The 16,269-nt window shown below is 64.7% G+C and carries 17 protein-coding genes; 8 read left to right on the forward strand and 9 right to left on the reverse strand.

Annotated features, from left to right (window positions below; all coding sequences use genetic code 11):
* Window positions 1-31 precede the first annotated feature (31 nt).
* The 8 genes from QM721_RS12085 to QM721_RS12120 all read right to left on the reverse strand — a co-directional run bounded on the left by QM721_RS12085 (window position 32) and on the right by QM721_RS12120 (window position 3,149).
* The gene (locus QM721_RS12085; RefSeq protein WP_415122310.1) at window positions 32-631 is read right to left on the reverse strand and encodes an HNH endonuclease; all 600 of its coding nucleotides are present in this window, start codon (window positions 629-631) and stop codon (window positions 32-34) included.
* 157 nt (window positions 632-788) lie between these two features.
* Window positions 789-1,370: a hypothetical protein gene (locus tag QM721_RS12090; RefSeq protein ID WP_415122312.1), complete on the reverse strand. Its 582-nt coding sequence runs from the start codon at window positions 1,368-1,370 to the stop codon at window positions 789-791.
* The gene (locus QM721_RS12095; RefSeq protein WP_415122314.1) at window positions 1,367-1,654 is read right to left on the reverse strand and encodes a hypothetical protein; all 288 of its coding nucleotides are present in this window, start codon (window positions 1,652-1,654) and stop codon (window positions 1,367-1,369) included. Before QM721_RS12095 ends, QM721_RS12090 begins: the two co-directional genes overlap by 4 nt.
* On the reverse strand, window positions 1,651-2,169 hold the full coding sequence (locus QM721_RS12100) for a hypothetical protein (RefSeq protein WP_415122316.1): 519 nt from the start codon (window positions 2,167-2,169) through the stop codon (window positions 1,651-1,653). The genes QM721_RS12095 and QM721_RS12100 overlap by 4 nt, the downstream gene beginning before the upstream one ends.
* On the reverse strand, window positions 2,166-2,405 hold the full coding sequence (locus QM721_RS12105) for a hypothetical protein (protein ID WP_415122318.1): 240 nt from the start codon (window positions 2,403-2,405) through the stop codon (window positions 2,166-2,168). The genes QM721_RS12100 and QM721_RS12105 overlap by 4 nt, the downstream gene beginning before the upstream one ends.
* Before the next feature lie 86 nt (window positions 2,406-2,491).
* Window positions 2,492-2,719, reverse strand: coding sequence for a hypothetical protein (locus tag QM721_RS12110; protein WP_415122320.1), 228 nt, complete (start codon window positions 2,717-2,719; stop codon window positions 2,492-2,494).
* 5 nt (window positions 2,720-2,724) lie between these two features.
* The gene (locus QM721_RS12115) at window positions 2,725-2,916 is read right to left on the reverse strand and encodes a hypothetical protein (protein ID WP_415122322.1); all 192 of its coding nucleotides are present in this window, start codon (window positions 2,914-2,916) and stop codon (window positions 2,725-2,727) included.
* An 8-nt stretch (window positions 2,917-2,924) separates the two neighbouring features.
* Entirely contained in the window at window positions 2,925-3,149 is a 225-nt protein-coding gene (locus tag QM721_RS12120) for a helix-turn-helix transcriptional regulator (RefSeq protein ID WP_415122324.1), read from the reverse strand.
* A 104-nt stretch (window positions 3,150-3,253) separates the two neighbouring features.
* Between QM721_RS12120 and QM721_RS12125 the strand changes: the two genes are divergently transcribed.
* Together QM721_RS12125 and QM721_RS12130 are read left to right on the forward strand one after the other, a co-directional pair.
* The gene (locus tag QM721_RS12125; protein WP_415122326.1) at window positions 3,254-3,856 is read left to right on the forward strand and encodes a hypothetical protein; all 603 of its coding nucleotides are present in this window, start codon (window positions 3,254-3,256) and stop codon (window positions 3,854-3,856) included.
* Window positions 3,831-4,922 carry a tyrosine-type recombinase/integrase gene (locus tag QM721_RS12130; protein WP_415122328.1) on the forward strand — a complete coding sequence of 364 codons (1,092 nt, stop codon included), beginning with the start codon at window positions 3,831-3,833 and terminating at the stop codon, window positions 4,920-4,922. The genes QM721_RS12125 and QM721_RS12130 overlap by 26 nt, the downstream gene beginning before the upstream one ends.
* Before the next feature lie 25 nt (window positions 4,923-4,947).
* Here QM721_RS12130 and glnA read toward each other — a convergent pair whose 3' ends face one another.
* Window positions 4,948-6,378, reverse strand: a complete 1,431-nt coding sequence (glnA, locus tag QM721_RS12135; RefSeq protein ID WP_415122330.1) for a type I glutamate--ammonia ligase — start codon at window positions 6,376-6,378, stop codon at window positions 4,948-4,950.
* Between the two features lie 166 nt (window positions 6,379-6,544).
* On the opposite strand from glnA, the gene QM721_RS12140 reads away from it, so the two are divergent.
* From QM721_RS12140 to QM721_RS12165, 6 genes are all read left to right on the forward strand, one after another.
* The gene (locus tag QM721_RS12140; protein WP_415122332.1) at window positions 6,545-6,967 is read left to right on the forward strand and encodes an RDD family protein; all 423 of its coding nucleotides are present in this window, start codon (window positions 6,545-6,547) and stop codon (window positions 6,965-6,967) included.
* 265 nt (window positions 6,968-7,232) lie between these two features.
* Complete coding sequence (locus tag QM721_RS12145) at window positions 7,233-9,071, forward strand: ABC transporter family substrate-binding protein (protein WP_415122334.1); 1,839 nt, start codon at window positions 7,233-7,235, stop codon at window positions 9,069-9,071.
* A 231-nt stretch (window positions 9,072-9,302) separates the two neighbouring features.
* Window positions 9,303-10,829, forward strand: a complete 1,527-nt coding sequence (locus QM721_RS12150; RefSeq protein WP_415122336.1) for an ABC transporter permease — start codon at window positions 9,303-9,305, stop codon at window positions 10,827-10,829.
* Window positions 10,826-11,968, forward strand: coding sequence for an ABC transporter permease (locus QM721_RS12155; protein ID WP_415122338.1), 1,143 nt, complete (start codon window positions 10,826-10,828; stop codon window positions 11,966-11,968). Before QM721_RS12150 ends, QM721_RS12155 begins: the two co-directional genes overlap by 4 nt.
* Window positions 11,965-13,770, forward strand: a complete 1,806-nt coding sequence (locus QM721_RS12160) for an ABC transporter ATP-binding protein (RefSeq protein WP_415122340.1) — start codon at window positions 11,965-11,967, stop codon at window positions 13,768-13,770. The genes QM721_RS12155 and QM721_RS12160 overlap by 4 nt, the downstream gene beginning before the upstream one ends.
* Window positions 13,771-13,979: 209 nt before the next feature.
* The gene (locus tag QM721_RS12165; protein ID WP_415122342.1) at window positions 13,980-16,214 is read left to right on the forward strand and encodes a 6-phosphofructokinase; all 2,235 of its coding nucleotides are present in this window, start codon (window positions 13,980-13,982) and stop codon (window positions 16,212-16,214) included.
* The last annotated feature ends 55 nt before the right edge of the window (window positions 16,215-16,269 follow it).

Raw genomic sequence — 16,269 nt, forward strand, 5'->3', positions numbered from 1 at the left:
ACAACCACCTGTCCGGATTTTGGGGTCAACCTCAGGTCGCCAACACCGCAGTAGTCTTCGCCGACCGGCGCGCCAACTCCACACCCACCGTCTCGTAAAGCGGATGCCCATCCGAACCCAACGCCTGCATAACGCCGGCGATCTCCAACCCCTGCGGCTTCAAGTCCAGCCCCAGCCAGCGCGCCCCCTCGACCGCCTCCGCCAGATCAGTGCCCGCCGGGACAGGCGACAAAATCGACGCCGCGGCCGACACGTCCGGCCATTCAGACGGAATGGGGAGAGAAATAGAGGGGCCGTAGCCGTGGGCTGTTTCCTTTCCGCCAAAAGATTCGACCTTTTCGGAATTGTTTCGGCTATTTCTTTGTGCTTTCAATTGTTGGCGTCGTGTGTTTGCGATTGCGGCGCCCATCTTTCCTCCTGCGCTGGTGTTACAGCGTGCATGCGAGGGCCACAGGTTGTCGGGGGTGTTGGTGCCTCCGAGTGCCCGGTCGATGATGTGGTCGGGGTGCCATTGCTGTCCGGGCAGGATCGGCTTCTTGCAGCGGTAGCACGGGACGCCCTGGTCGACCAGCGGTTTGCAGATAGCGCGGGCATTCCGGCTGTCCCGCCCGGCCCACTTGGTGCGGCTCACCGCTCGGCATCCTCATGTTTCGTGAGCGGATAGGTCAGCCCTGATCCATTCGCGCAGGTCCTCGGCGAGAATGCGCTAGTCGAGCAGGCTCCGTCGACCCGGGCTCGGGAGCGAGCGACCTCGGCAGCCTCGCGGGCCGTGTAGACGATGATCTCGTTCATGCTGCCCGCCTCATGTGCGCCGGGCACTTCCCAGCTTTCCTCGACATCGGGTTCGTCAGAGGCTGATCGCAGTCAGGGTCAGAGCAGCGCCCGTTCATCTGCTTGTCCGGTTCAAGCTTCGAAGCTCGCTCGTTTTCAGGTTCGTTGTTACTGCTCTGCCTGTATGACTGACTGACTGACTGCGTTCGCAGTTCGTTACGCGTAACGTCCTGCGTAACGTCCTGCGCCGGTCGCCTAGCCTCGGCAGCGGCTCGCTTCTTGGCCATGCTGTCCTTGGCCCGCTCGCGCTCGCGCAGCTGGTAGCCGAGCGACTGACGGAACACGTCCTCGTGGTGGACGATCTTCCAGTCGGGTCCGGCGGGCTTCCAGAGCCCTTTCTCGACCAAGCCGCGAACGGCGTCCGCGTAGTTGTCGCTGCCCGCCCATTTGCGGACGAGGCGGCACTGGATGATCATGTCCATGTTTTCGATGCCGTACAGGTACATGATGGCTTCGACGTGGGTGCGGAATTCGGCGTCGGTGAGGCCGAGTTCCGCGCATTCGTCGCGGAACTCGGCACCGAATTTCGTCCAGGTCATGCTGCCTGGTTCTCCGTCATGGTTCCTTTCCAGATGCGGATGACGCTTCCGTGGCGTGCGGGTCGTCGTGATTGGGAATAGCCGATGGGCTGAACGAGGCCTTGTTTCCGCCCGCCAGCGAATAGTGCTCCCCAGCGGGCGGGATGGTCGGGTTCAGGAACGCCGAGATCGCGCAAATCGTCAACGGTGAACGGTTGCCCGGTTTCGGCCCACCAGGCGAGTGCCCTTTCGGCAGGGTCCCGCCACCAGTTGTCGGCGTTATCGAGAGCGTCGTGGAGAGTCATGAGTCCTCCAGCACGGTAGTGAGGGCTTGCCGCCAACTGGTCGTCGGTTGGTCCGGGTCGCGGAGGGAGTCCCGGCGTCGGATTGCGTCTTGCTGGGCTTGGTCCATGAACTCGACGATGTTCTTTCCCATCAGTGCCGCGATGCCGGTGAGTTCGTCCGTCCGGTACGGCTTGCGGCCGGCCTTCAGGTCTCGCATCCGTGGGATGCTCACGCCGGCGGCGTTGGCGAGGTCTCGGGTGGTGAGCCGCTTGGCTCCAGCCTCGGCGCGCACGCTGCCGGCGATCATCGCGGTGTCGAGATTGATGTCCGTGTGGTCCTTCAGCATGTGCGCCACCTTGGTCAAGGCGTCGGAGAGGTCTCGGGCCTTCCTGGCGATCGCGGACGGGCGCCCCAGTTCGTCATCGAGGACCGGGGGCAGCATGATGACGGGCCCCTTGTCGGTGTTCTCGATGCGGACCGTGGCGGTCTTGACGGTGACTTCCGTGGCGCGGACGTTGGCGACGACGGTGTTCATCGGGTCACCGACTCGGCAGCGTTGAGGCGCACCACCTCGTTGACCAGCGCGTCGAAGGCCGCGGTGGTCCGGGCGTTGATCTCGCCGTATTGGTTGCTGCTGAGCCCGTCGGGCATCACGAGGGTGATGGTGCGGTCGCAGCGCCAGCAGTCGCAGTCGGGACGGTGGGCAAGACAACCGGTGCACCAGACTTCGCCTGCTCGGAAGTCGTGGACGTGGGCGGTATGGTTGGTCATGTCAATTCCTTTCCTTTGGGGTTTGACTTCTTGCCCTCGTCCAGTTGCCGCTGGGCGGGGGCGTTCTTCGTGGTGGAGGGCATGGTTCAGCCCTCCTGGTCGCGGGTGACGATGTCGCTGATGACCTGGCGGATCATTGCGCGCCGGAGGACTTGCATCACGCCCGTCATGGGCAGTAGGTCTCTTTCGACCAGGTCGATGACGTCTTCGCCAGGAAACATGATTCCCGTGTCGGCCGCAGTCTGGCTGATCGTTCGGATCGCTGCTTCGCATCGCTGGATCAGATAGGCGGATGGTTCGAGGGTGTCGCTCATCGGGCTTAGCCTTCTACTTCGATGATGCCGGCGGCGATGAGCCCGGCGCTCAACGCCGGGTTGGCCACGGCGACTTCGGTGGTGACGATGGTTGCGACGCCGACCTTCTGCTGGTCGGTGAGGTCCAGTTGCGCGAGCGGCTCGTCCATGCGGGTGATCATCTGGTCGAGGTAGTCCATGGCGTCCTCGGCGGTCATCGGCTGACTCATGCGCTCGCCTTCCCCTCGGGGCTGGCGTTGTACTGGGCGTCGAGCCACGCCTGCACATCGCTCTTGCGGTAGACGAGCCGGCGACCGAGCTTGAAGCTCCTCGGTCCTCGGCCCTTGTTTTCGTATCGCCACCACCGCAGGGTGGCGGCCTTCACGGTGCCGTTCGTGTAGGCCTCGATGTCCATCGGGGACATCAGGTTGGCGGCCTGTGGTTCAGTCACGCGTCCTCTCCTTCGACTCGTAAACACTGTTGGCCATAATGGTAAACACGAGTCACATGGAAATCAAGTGGAGCGCGCAGGGGTTTCCGAGTAGCGTGTGAGCCATGGCCAATCGGGAGTACGACAAGATCGTGGGTAGGAACCTGGCCGGGCTGCGCGGAGACCGGAGTCAGCAGATGATCGCTGACGAGATGCGGAAGCGAGGCCATCGCTGGACGCAGGCCACCGTTTGGGCAATCGAGAAGGGCGAGCGCTCGCTGAAGCTGGAAGAGGCGATCGCGCTCTCCGAGGTTGTCGAGGTCAACGTTCTATCGATTGCAAGGTGGGGCGAAGAACATGGGGCTCACTTCATGCGGGCCGGTCGCCGGTTGAGCGAGGCGCATAGTGGCATCGCCCGCCTGGCGCAGGAGTTCACCCGTACGGCGGTCCAGACGAGTACAGAGTCAATTCTCCTCGACGAAGAAGGGCAACTGCCGGACGAGCCCTTGTGGTGGTTGTGGATGGATGTCCCGATCCGCGATCACTTGATCGAGGCGGTGGATTCCGGGATGAGAGCGGAAGCGAAGCGGAGCATCGTCGAGGACTACTCCGAGAGCGCCGACCTCGAGCGACTGGTCGCCGTGGAACTGGATCAAGCCGAGGCTCTCCGGTTGGAGGCCAGGAAGCGCTGGAAGGCCCGTCGTGGCGAGCATCGCGAAGCGCCCTGACGGCCGGTGGCGTGCCCGCTACCGGGACGCGGCCGGGAAGGAGCATGCGAAGCATTTCCGGCGGAAGGTGGACGCGCAGGGCTGGCTGGACCAGGAGACGTCGAAGCTGGTCACGGGCATGTGGGTGGCGCCGACGAAGCAGAAGCTGACCGTGGGGGAGTGGTGCGACACATGGCTGGAGGGCTACGGGACGCGCCGCAAGGGGACGGTGCGGCAGGCGAAGACGCACATCGTGGTGATCAAGAAGACGTTCGCTGATCAGCGGCTTGCCGATGTGAAGCCGTCGGCGGTGAAGGCGTGGACGGCACAGCTGCAGGAGACCTACGCACCGTCGACCACGTACGCGATCTATCGGCGGCTGGCGCAGATCCTCGGCGACGCCGTCCACGACGGTCTCCTGCCGCGGTCTCCGTGCTCCCGGCGGACGTCCCCGGGGCAGGCGAAGCCGCGGCCCTACGTGGCGTCCACAGCGCAGGTGTGGGCCCTGTATGACGCGTTCCCGGCACACCTGCAGCCGGCGGTCCTTCTGGGTGCGTTCGCCGGCTTACGGGTCGCGGAGGCCGCGGCGCTGCGGGTGGTCGATGTCGACTTCATGCGGGGCGTGATCTCGCCGGCCATCCAGTACCCGCTCGAGCCATTGAAGTCGGACACGGCGAAGACGCCGATCCCGGTGCCGGACGAGTTGGCGCTGCAGGTGGCGGCGGCGGTGGAGGCGTCCGGCGGGTCGACGATAGTCACCGACGTGGTCGGGAAGCCGACGACTCCGTGGGCGATCGAGCGGGCGATGAGGGCCGCCCGCGATCAGGTGCAGCCCGACGAGAAGCGGGGTGTGGAGAAGCTGCCGGACGGGTTCCGGTTCCATGACCTGCGGCACTACTTCGCGTCGTTGCTGATCGCTGCCGGCCTGGACGTGAAGGTGGTGCAGACGCGGCTGCGGCATGCATCGGCGACGACGACGCTGAACACCTACGGGCACATGTTCCCGGACAAGGACAAGTCCGCACGGGAGGCGATCGCGGCTGCTTTCGCGTCCCGTGCGGACTCTTTGCGGACTAAGCCCAGTTAGACCTTGGGTTGACTAGGTTTGATGGTCACATGTCGTAGTACATCTCGAACTCGTGCGGGTGCGGACGCTGCCGGATCGCCGAGATGTCGGCGCGCTTCATGTCGACCCAGGTCTCGATCAGGTCCGAGGTGAACACGTCGCCTGCCAGCAGGTAGTCGTGGTCGGCCTCCAGCTTGTCGAGCACGCCCTCCAGCGACGGCGGGACGGTGGGCACCTTGGCGTGCTCCTCGGGGGGCAGCTCGTAGAGGTCCTTGTCGACCGGGGGTAGCGGCTCGATCTTGTTCTGAATGCCGTCCAGGCCGGCCAACAGGCATGCGGCGAAGGCCAGGTACGGGTTCGAGCTCGGGTCGGGGCAGCGAAACTCGATGCGCTTGGCCTTCGGGTTCGAGCCGGTGAGCGGAATGCGAATACAGGCCGACCGGTTACGGGCCGAGTACACGAGATTGGTCGGGGCCTCGAAGCCCGGCACCAGGCGGTGGTAGCTGTTCACCGTCGGGTTGGTGAAGGCCAGCAGCGACGGTGCGTGGTGCAGCAGGCCGCCGATGTAGTGCCGAGCCATGTCAGAGAGCTGTCCGTAGCCGTTCTCGTCGTAGAACAGCGGGGTTCCGTTCGCCCACAGCGACTGGTGCACGTGCATGCCCGAGCCGTTGTCGCCGAAGATCGGCTTCGGCATGAAGGTGACGGTTTTGCCCGCCGCCCAGGCGGTGTTCTTGATGATGTACTTGAACTTCATCACCTCGTCGGCCGCGGCCAGCATGGTGTTGAAGCGGTAGTTGATCTCGGCTTGGCCTGCGGTGCCCACCTCGTGGTGCGCGCGCTCGACGATCAAGCCGGACTGCTCGAGGTTGCGTACCATGTCGTCACGCAGGTCGGTGAAGTGGTCGACCGGGGCGACGGGAAAATAGCCACCCTTGTACTTGACCTTGTACCCACGGTTGGCCCGGCCGTCGCCGTCGGACTCGGCGCCGCTGTTCCAGGCGCCGGCCTCGGAGTCGATGTAGTAGAACGACGCGTTCTGCTTGGTCTCGAAGCGCACCGAGTCGAAGATGTAAAATTCGGCCTCGGGCGCGAAGAACGCGGTGTCGCCGATGCCGGTCGACTTCAGGTGCGCCTCGGCCTTGCGGGCGATGTTGCGCGGGTCGCGGCTGTAGGGCTCTTTGGTCAGCGGGTCGTGCACGAAGAAGCTCACGGCCAGGGTCTTCGACCGGCGGAACGGGTCGATGAACGCCGAGGTCGGGTCTGGCAGCAGTGCCATGTCCGACTCGTGAATCTTCTGAAAGCCGCGAATGGACGAGCCGTCGAACGCCAGGCCGTCCTCGAACACCTCGGGGCCGAACGACCCAGCGGGAACGGTGAAGTGCTGCATGACGCCGGGCAGATCGCAGAACCTGACGTCGATGGTCTCGACGCCCTCGTCCTTCACATAGGCCAACAGATCGTCAGCGCTTTGGAACATCTTTCCTCCGAGTGGGTAAGGGAATCCGAACATCGCCACCCTATTGGAGACTTCGTTTCCGCGCGGTTGCGCCAGTGTTTCGGCCACGTTACGGGGGACCGCCTGTCGCCGGGGACCGCCTGTCGCCGGGGATCGTCGGCCGCGGGGGAGCCGATAGATTGGCCGGGTGAACGACACCGCCGAGCACTACCCCGGCGAAACCCTGGGCCTGCCCGAGACCGGGCGTGGTGCGCTGGCCAGGTGGCGAGCCCGCGTGGCCGCCCTGATTCTCGACTGGGCTGCCTCGATGGCCTTGGCTGTGATCCTGTTCGGCACCGCGGTGTTGCATGAGCCGGGCTGGCGAAGCTGGATGACCCTGGCGGTGTTCTTCGTGCAGAGTTCGGTGTTGACCGGTCTGGCGGGGGGGAGCTTCGGCCAGATCATCGCCAAGATCGGGGTGGTGCGGCTCACCGGCGAACCGATCGGCCTGCTGCGGGCGGTGGCCCGGCAGGCGATGATCTGCTTGGTGCTGCCCACCATCGTGATCGGTGCCGAACGGCGCGCCCTGAACGATCTGGCGCTGGGCACCGTGGTGGTCAACCGGCGCTGACCAACCTCGCCCAGGAAACGCTGATCGAAAATCAGCGCCTCACCAACCCATCACGTGAGAGAGTGCGCTGACGGTTCGAGAACAGTCAGTCGTGCCTTCCGGGGCGCAGTGGTGCCGCTTCCGTAACGATCCGGCAACCGTTCACAGCTTCCATTGCGGCCCCCGATGCGACCGATTAGCTTGAGTCGAAGCTCACCCATCGGACGAGTCTGCATTGCGGCACCTACAGGGCCCGCGGTCTCGCCGACCTAGACCTGGAGGAACATTGGGCATCAAGAAATGGGTCGCGGGCGCCGCAGGCGTTGTCGCAAGCGTTCTCGCGCTGTCAGCCTGCACACCGCCGACCACAAGTTCGAGTCAGTCAGCACCGGCCGCGTCGAGTGTTTCGGTTATGTGGAACCAGCCCTTCTACACGGTGAATCAATACTCGTCATCCGGCAACAACGTGGTGACTGCCAACATCGGCTACCTGATCACCGACACGATCACCTATTACGGCGAAGGCTTGAAGCTCGAGAACAACAAGAGCTTCGCCACCTACGAGAAGCTGAGCGACGACCCGCTCAAGGTGAAGGTCACGCTGGCCGATACGGCGATGTGGTCAGACGGTGTCCCCGTGACGGCCGCCGATCTGGTGCTCTACTGGGCCACCTACAGCGGCCACTTCAACACCCTGAGCGACACCGACGTCAAGAAGGACGCCGATACCGGCGCAGTCACGTCGACCAACAAGGGAACTGACGTCTACTTCGATCAGACCGGACTTCCAGCCGCCTCGCTGATCGAGGAGTTCCCGGTTATCGGCGACAATGGAAAGTCCCTCACCTACACTTACAGCAAGCCGTTCGCCGACTGGGAAAAGAACCTTATGACGGCCGGCCTGCCGGCGCACGTTGTGGGTGCCCGGGCTCTTGGTGAGACAGATGCCACCAAGGCCGCCGACGCCGTGGTGAAGGCATTCCAGAACAAGGACAATGCCTCGCTCTCGAAGATCTCCAACGTCTGGAACAAGGACTGGAACTTCAAGAACACGCCGTCCGATGCGAACCTGTTGGTTTCCTGTGGTCCCTACATGATCGCGGAGGCCGTAGCCGACCAGTACGTCACCCTGAAGCGGAACCCCAACTACAAGGGCGATCACACGCCGGCCATCGACACGGTCACCGTTCGCTTCAACGAGGACCCGATGGCTGCCGTGCAAGCCCTCCAGAACAACGAGGTCCAGCTCATCGCGCCACAGGTCACCGAGGACGCTTACCAGGCCGCCAAGGCCCTGTCGAACGTCACGACTCTGACCGGCATCGAGAGCAGCTACGAGCACATCGACCTGTCGGTCGCCAGCGGGGGCGTCTTCGATCCGGAGACGTACGGAGGGGACGCCGCCAAGGCGCTCAAGGTCAAGCAGGCCTTCCTGCACACGGTTCCTCGCCAACAGATCGTCGACACCTTGGTCAAGCCGGTCAACCCCGACGCGGCCGTACGCAACGCGTTCAACGCGGTACCGGGCGCACCGAACTATGACGCCGTCACCGCCGCGAATGGGATGGGTACTACCTACGGCGACGTGGATATCGAAAAGGCCAAGTCGCTGCTCGCTGAGGCCGGGGTGAAGAACCCCACCGTGCGGATCATGTTCGCCAAGCAGAACGTCCGCAGGCAAGGAGAGTTCCGGCTGATGAAGGAGTCCGCCGAGCAGGCCGGATTCAAGGTGGTCGACAGTTCCAGTGACGATTGGTCGACGCTGGTGTTCACGTCTCCCGACAAGTACGATGCGGCGTTCTTCGCGTGGGCGGCCAACAGCACTGGTGTGACCGATAATGCTCCCCAGTATCTGTCCAAGAAGGCGGGGGGGTCCAACAACCCGTACGGCTTCACCAATAAGCAGATCGACGCCCTTTACGATCAGTTGCAGATCGAGACCGACACGGCCAAGCAGGACGAGATCCTGAAGCAGGTCGACAAGTTGCTGGTTGACAATGCATTCGGGCTCACCATCTTCCAGTTCCCGAGCCTTGCGTCGTTCTCGAACAAGCTGACCGGCGTCAAGCCGATCACCCTGACCCCGACCATCTTCTGGAACTTCTGGGAGTGGAAGGTCAGTTGATCAGCAGGTCTCGGCGAGAGCCGAGTTTGCTCTAAGGAAGCGCTGATCAACGCAACCCTCGCTGGTTGAGCTTGTCGAAACCCTTTACCGGAGCGGCATGGTCGAGGTCTCGACAAGCTCGACCAGCGAAAAATCAGCGCTTCCCTAAACCCTCGGCGTGTGGGGAGTCGGAAACTCCGGCTCCCCACCGCTGGAATTCTTAGTTCTCATTCGTAAGGGGAAGGGTGATCCATGGTCAGATTCTTGGCGCGACGCTTGGGTCTCGGCGTAGGCATCCTGGTGGTGCTGTCGGTAATCATGTACGCCATGCTCGACCTGGCGATGGACCCGCTGGACGACCTGCGCACAAGCACAGCGCCCAACAAGGAAGCAGCCATGGACGCCCGGATCCATGCGTTGCACCTCGATCAGCCCTGGTTCAATCGCTATCTCTTGTGGCTGCGCCAGTTCGTGACCGGCGATCTGGGCACTGCATGGCGAACCCAGGAGTCGGTGAACAGGCTGCTGAGCGGAGCGATCTTCACCACCATTCAGCTAGTGCTCGCGGCCACCTTGATCGCGATCGCACTCGGCGTTCTGGTCGGCATCATCAGCGCGCTTCGTCAGTACACGGCCTTCGACTACGCGATCACGTTCGTATCGTTCGTCCTCTACTCGCTGCCGGTCTTCTGGGTGGCCGTGCTGCTCAAGCAGTTCATGGCCATCGGCGTGAACGATTTCCTCAACAGTCCCTCGATAAACTGGTTACTGGTCACCCTGGTTTCGGTGGTGGCCGGGCTCTTCTGGGCGGGCGCATTGGGTGGCGGGCTCAAGCGTGGCCTGATCATTTTCGCGGCGGCTGCCGGAGTCACTTTCGGCACCTCCGCATTCGTGCTCGGATCGGGATGGCTGCAGCAACCATCGCTGGGGGTCGTCGGCGTCGGCGTCCTCGGTATCGCGATCGCGCTGGCCGTGACGGCGATCTTCGCCGGGATGAGCAACAGGCGGGCTCTGTACTCGGCGCTGACCACCGCGGTCGTGGGCATCGTCAGCTATATCTCGGTCCAATGGTTGTTCTACTACGTGCCGATGAACTGGGGCTGGTTGTTCGTCCTGCTGTTGGTCGCGGTCGGAGTCGGCGTGCTGGCCGGCTGGCTGTTCGGCGGACCTGACCGGGCAGTCTCGATGCGCGGAGCGGTGGTGACGGCGCTGCTGATGGCCGCCCTGACGTTCGTCGACCGGGTGATGCAGAGTTGGCAGCAGTACTTCGATCACCCGAGCATCAAGGGCCGTCCGATTGCCACGATCGGCGCCGGAACCCCTGGCTTCGAGGGGGACTTCTGGCTGCAGCAGTTGGACAGGTTCACCCACCTGCTGCTGCCCACCATCGCCCTGGTGCTGATCTCGTTCGCGTCCTACACGCGCTACCAGCGCGGCTCGATGCTCGAGGTTCTCGGCCAGGACTACATCCGGACGGCTCGGGCGAAGGGCCTCAGTGAACGCATCGTGGTCGTGCGCCACGCCTTGCGCAATGCTCTGCTGCCGCTGGCTTCGGTCGTCCCGGTGGATGTGATCACCCTGATCGGTGGAGCCGTGATCACCGAGACGATCTTCGGGTGGTCGGGTATGGGCCGATTGTTCGTCGTCTCGTTGCGGCAAAGCGAGGTGGACCCGGTGATGGCCTACGTCATGATCACGGGGGCGCTCGCGATCGTCGCGAACCTCGTCGCCGACTACCTGTATGCATTGCTTGACCCGAGGATTCAGGTGGCAGCATGAGCAACGACGAGAAGTCTCCCAACGAAGATCTGCCGAGCCTCGCACCTGGCCCGGTCGATGACGACTCGGCCGACACCGTCGGCCGGGGCGAGGGCGTCGGGGAGGCACGCGAGGTGCAGGGGCTGACCCAGGGGCAGATCGTGCTGGCCCGGTTCTTCCGGCACCGGGGCGCGATGGCCGGGGTGATCATCCTGCTTCTGGTCTGCCTGCTGTCCTTCACTTCCATGGGCATCGGGCCGATCCGCGGCTGGTGGAAGTATCAGGACTACCTGGCGTCGGGAACACCGGTCAACGGTGGGGCACCGACGCTCTCCCTGCCCCAGTGGCTGGGTGGTGCGGGCTTCGCGATCGGCGACCATCCGTTCGGGCAGGATTCGCTCGGGTCGGACAACTTCGCGCTGGTGATGAAGGGCGTTCAGACGTCCATGTTCGTGATGGTCGTGATGGGTCTCGTCGCCTTGGTCATCGGCGTTCTCGTCGGTGCGCTGACCGGCTACTACCGCAGTTGGGTCGATCAATCCCTGATGCGCCTCACCGACCTCGTCATTACTCTGCCCGTGATCGTGCTCGGCGCCGTGCTGGGCCGGTTGGTCAACACCCTTCCGGTGAAGATGGGCGCCTCGCAGGACGTCGTCGACTCGCTCACCGCGAATATGCCGCTGCTGCTGGCGATCGCCCTCGGACTGATCTTGTGGCCAAGCCTTGCTCGTCTGGTTCGTGGTGAGTTCTTGACCTTGCGGGAACGTGAGTTCGTGGACTCTGCCCGGGTCGCGGGGGCGTCCGACTGGCGGATCATCACCAAACACATGCTGCCGAACTCCATCGGCGTGATCATTGTGAATACGACACTGCTGATGTCGGCGGCGGTCGTGCTCGAGACAGCGCTCAGCTACCTTGGATTCGGCATCAACCGGCCCAATATTTCGCTCGGTTTTCTGATCAACACCTACCAGGGTGCCTTCGCTACTCGCCCGTGGCTGTTCTGGTGGCCCGGTCTTTTCATCATTCTGATCGCGCTCAGCGTCAACTTCATCGGTGACGGCTTGCGGGATGCGTTCGACCCGCGAACCAGGAAGATCCCGTCCCAGCGACAGATGAACAAGGCGAGCGCTCCGTTGACGAGAGAGGACGTGAAGTGAGCGCCAAGGAACCCAAGGTGGTCAATCAAGGACTCGCCGGCGCGGAGCGCCTCTCCAAGCAGATCGGCGGCGCGGTCAAACGTGGAGACACGGTCTTGGAGGTTCGGAACCTCGGGGTCCGGTTCTGGGTGAGCGACGGCTGGTTCACCGCCGCGCAGGGCCTGAACTACGACCTGAAGGCGGGCGAGGTGCTGGCCATCGTGGGCGAGTCCGGGTCGGGCAAGACCCAGTCGGCGATGAGCCTGATCGGTCTGCTGCCGAAGAACGGACGCGCCACCGGTTCGGCGAAGCTGAAGGGCACCGAACTGATCGGCATGTCGTTGCGGCAGTTGCAGCACGTTCGCGGCAACGACATCTCGGTCATCTTCCAGGAGCCGATGACCGCACTGAATCCGGTCTACACCGTGGGCTTTCAGATCGTCGAGACGCTGCGGACCCACTTCCTGATGCAGCCGGCGGCTGCCAAGGCCCGCGCCATCGACCTGATGAGGCTGGTCGAGATTCCCGACCCCGACGACAGCTTCGACAAATTCCCGCATCAGCTCTCGGGCGGTCAGCGGCAGCGCATCATGATCGCCCAGGCGCTGGCCTGCGACCCGGGGCTGCTAATCGCCGACGAGCCGACCACGGCGCTCGACGTCACCGTGCAGGGTGAGATCCTGAAGCTGATGCGCGACCTGCGCGAACGGGTCACCGCCGCGATCATTCTGATCACCCACGACATGGGGGTGGTGGCCGACATGGCCGACCGCATCGTGGTGATGAAAGACGGGCAGGTGGTCGAGCACGGCACGTCCGACGACATCTTCAACCGTCCGCAGCACCCCTACACCAAGCAATTGCTGGCCTCGGTGCCGCACCTGGGTGCGGCGACCGTCGACGAGACTCTGGGCACGACCCGGCTTTCGCTGGTGGCGCAGGGCGACAAGACCGGTGTGCCGCTGATGGCCAGTGACGCCTCGGTGACCCCGGCACTGCTGATGGAGGACGTTGCCATCGAGTACCCCAAGCAGGGGCGCCGACCCGCCTTCCGGGCCGCCCACCACATCAACCTGCGGGTCGACCCCGGTGAGGTGATCGGCCTGGTCGGCGAGTCGGGCTCGGGCAAGACCACCATCGGACGTGCCGCGGTGGCCCTGCTGCCGGTGGTCGAGGGCACGCTGAGCGTCAACGGCCGCGACATCACCAACGCCAAGCCGTCCGAACTGAAGCCGTTTCGCAAAGAGGTCGGCATCGTGTTTCAAGACCCGGGCTCGTCGCTCAACCCGCGGCTGCCGGTGGGCGAGTCGATCGGCGAGCCGATTCTGCTGCACCTGGGGCTGAAGGGCTCGGAACTGTCGAAGCGGGTCGAGGCCCTGCTCGAGAGCGTCCAGTTGCCCCGGGCGATGCGCAACCGGTACCCGCACGAGCTCTCGGGCGGTCAGCGGCAGCGGATCGGGATCGCCCGGGCGCTGGCGCTGCAACCCAAGCTACTGATCGCCGACGAACCCACCTCGGCGCTCGACGTGTCGGTGCAGGCGCGGGTGCTGAAGCTGTTTCAAGACCTGCAGGCCGAGTACGGCTTTGCCTGTGTGTTCATCAGCCACGACCTGGCGGTGGTCGAGATGCTCAGCCAGCGAATCGCTGTGATGCGGCACGGTTACCTGGTCGAGGTGGGCCCCACCAAAGAGATCGTCACCGACCCGCAGCACCCCTACACCCAGCGGCTGCTGTCGGCGGTGCCGGTGCCCGACCCGGCCGAGCAGAAGCGGCGGCGCGAACTGCGCGACGCGATCATCGAACAGCAGCACATCGTCAGTTGACCGAACGCTGATCGAGATCGTGGTCGCCCGGGCCTCGACAAGCTCGTCCGCCGGCGGTTGATCGAGCCTGTCGAGATCTGGCTCAACAGCCGAGACCAGGGTCTCAAAAGGCTCGGCCGGTGGCGCTCGCGAGGATTAGTCGGCGACGATCGGGTAAACACTTCCTGGATTTCCGGTCGCGGGGGGCTGGCCTTCGCCAGGATGGATCCATGATCGAACAGATCGGTATCGGCAAGCGCATCGGCATTCTGACCAGCGGCGGTGATGCCCAAGGCATGAACGCCGCGGTGCGGGCGGTGGTGCGCACCGCCATCACCCTGGGCGCCGAGGTGTACGCCGTCTTCGAGGGCTACCAGGGCATGATCGACGGCGGCGACGGCATTCGCCGATTCGGCTGGGACGATGTGGGCAACGTGCTGCATCGAGGCGGCACTGTGATCGGCACCTTTCGCTCCAAGGATTTTCGGCAACGCGAGGGCCGGCGCACCGCCGCCCGCAACCTGCTCGAACACGGTATCGATCGCCTGGTCGTGATCGGCGGCGACGGCAGCCTCTCGGGCCTGGACGCGTTTCGCACCGAGTGGCCCGAACTGCTGGCCGAACTGGTCGCGGCCGGTGAACTCGACCAGGCGGTGGCCGACGCCCACCCGGTACTGATGATCGCCGGGCTGGTCGGCTCGATCGACAACGACCTGGTGGGCACCGACATGACGATCGGTGCCGACTCGGCGCTGCACCGCATCGTCGACGCGATCGACGACCTGGCCAGCACCGCGGCCAGCCACCAGCGCAGCTTCGTGGTCGAGGTGATGGGCCGGCACTGCGGCTACCTGGCGCTGATCGCCGCCGTCGCCGGCGGCTGCGACTACGTGCTGATCCCCGAGAACCCGCCAGCGCCGGGCTGGCCAGACCGGATGTGCGCCGAACTGGCCCGGGGCCGGGCGGCCGGACGTCGCGACTCGATAGTGCTGGTCGCCGAGGGTGCCACCGATCGCGACGGCAACCCGATCACGTCCGAACAGGTGCGGCAGATCATCGAGCAGAGGCTGGGCGAAGACACCCGGGTGACGATTCTGGGCCACGTGCAGCGCGGTGGCCGGCCCAGCGCGTTCGACCGCTGGTGTTCCACCTGGCTGGGTTTCGAGGCCGTCCGATCGCTGCTGAAGGCAGAGCCGGGCAGCGAGGGCAATGTCTTCGGCATTCGTGGCAACCGAGTGGCGGCGGTGCCATTGATGCAGGCGGTGCGTGACACCCGCGAGGTGCCGCAGCTGATTGCCGCTGGCGACTATGCGGGTGCCATGCGGCAGCGCGGCAACTCCTTCGGCGAGATGGCCGGTCTGCTCGCCGAACTCACCGAGCCGGCGCGGGTGTCGGTAACCGAAGGAGCAAAGCGCATCGCGGTGATCCATGCCGGTGGGCTGGCGCCCGGAATGAACACCGCGGCGCGGGCGGCGGTGCGGCTGGGCATCAGCCGCGGCTACACCATGCTGGGCGTTCGCGACGGCTTTCCCGGCCTGCGTGATGGCCGGGTCAGTGAACTGGGCTGGGGCGACGTGGAGGCGTGGACCAGCGATGGCGGCGCCAATCTGGGGCTGCGCCGGACCATACCCACCATTGAGGACCTGTACCCGATCGGCCGGCGGTTGGAGGATCATCACATCGACGCGTTGGTGATGATCGGCGGCTGGAACGGCTATCAGGCCATCTACCGCATCCACGCTGAACGGGATCGCTACCCGGCCTTCCGCATTCCGCTGATTTGCGTGCCCGCCAGCATCGACAACAACCTGCCCGGCTCAGAGCTGGCCATCGGTGCCGACACCGCGCTGAACGTGGTCGTCGAGGCGATCGACCGGATCAAGCAGTCGGCCTCGGCAACGAGGCGCTGCTTCGTGGTCGAGACGATGGGCCGCTACTGCGGCTACCTTGCCCTGATGGGGGGCTTGGCGGGCGGCGCCGAGCGGGTCTACCTGCACGAAGAGGGCATCAGGCTGGCACAGCTCGATGCCGACGTGCAGTGGCTCCGCGGCTCGTTCGAGCGCGGACGGTCGCTGTTTCTGGCGGTGCGCAACGAGCGGGCCGACGAGGAATACACCACCGACGTGATCGCGCGCATGCTGCGGGCCGAGGGCGACGGCTTGTACGACGTGCGACAGGCGGTTCTCGGTCACCAGCAGCAGGGTGGCTCGCCCAGCCCGTTCGACCGAATGATGGCCACGCGGCTGGCCGGGTATGCGCTTGACCGGGTCGCCGAACAGTTCGCCGCGGGGTCGGACGGCAGCTACCTGGTCGGCCTCACCGGCTCGCGGGTCAATCACGTTCCGGTCGAGCAGATGATGACCCTGATGGACCTCACCGTGCGCAGGCCGCGTGACCAGTGGTGGCTGCAACTTCGCGACGTGGTGAGCGCCGTTGCCGAAGAGCCCGAGCCGGCCGCCGGCTAAGGAGTCGCCGATTTTCGTTGGTCGAGGGTGTCGAGACCGTGGGTGTGGTGCTCGG

The organism is Micropruina sp. (genome assembly GCF_047602085.1).
Taxonomy (GTDB): domain Bacteria; phylum Actinomycetota; class Actinomycetes; order Propionibacteriales; family Propionibacteriaceae; genus Micropruina.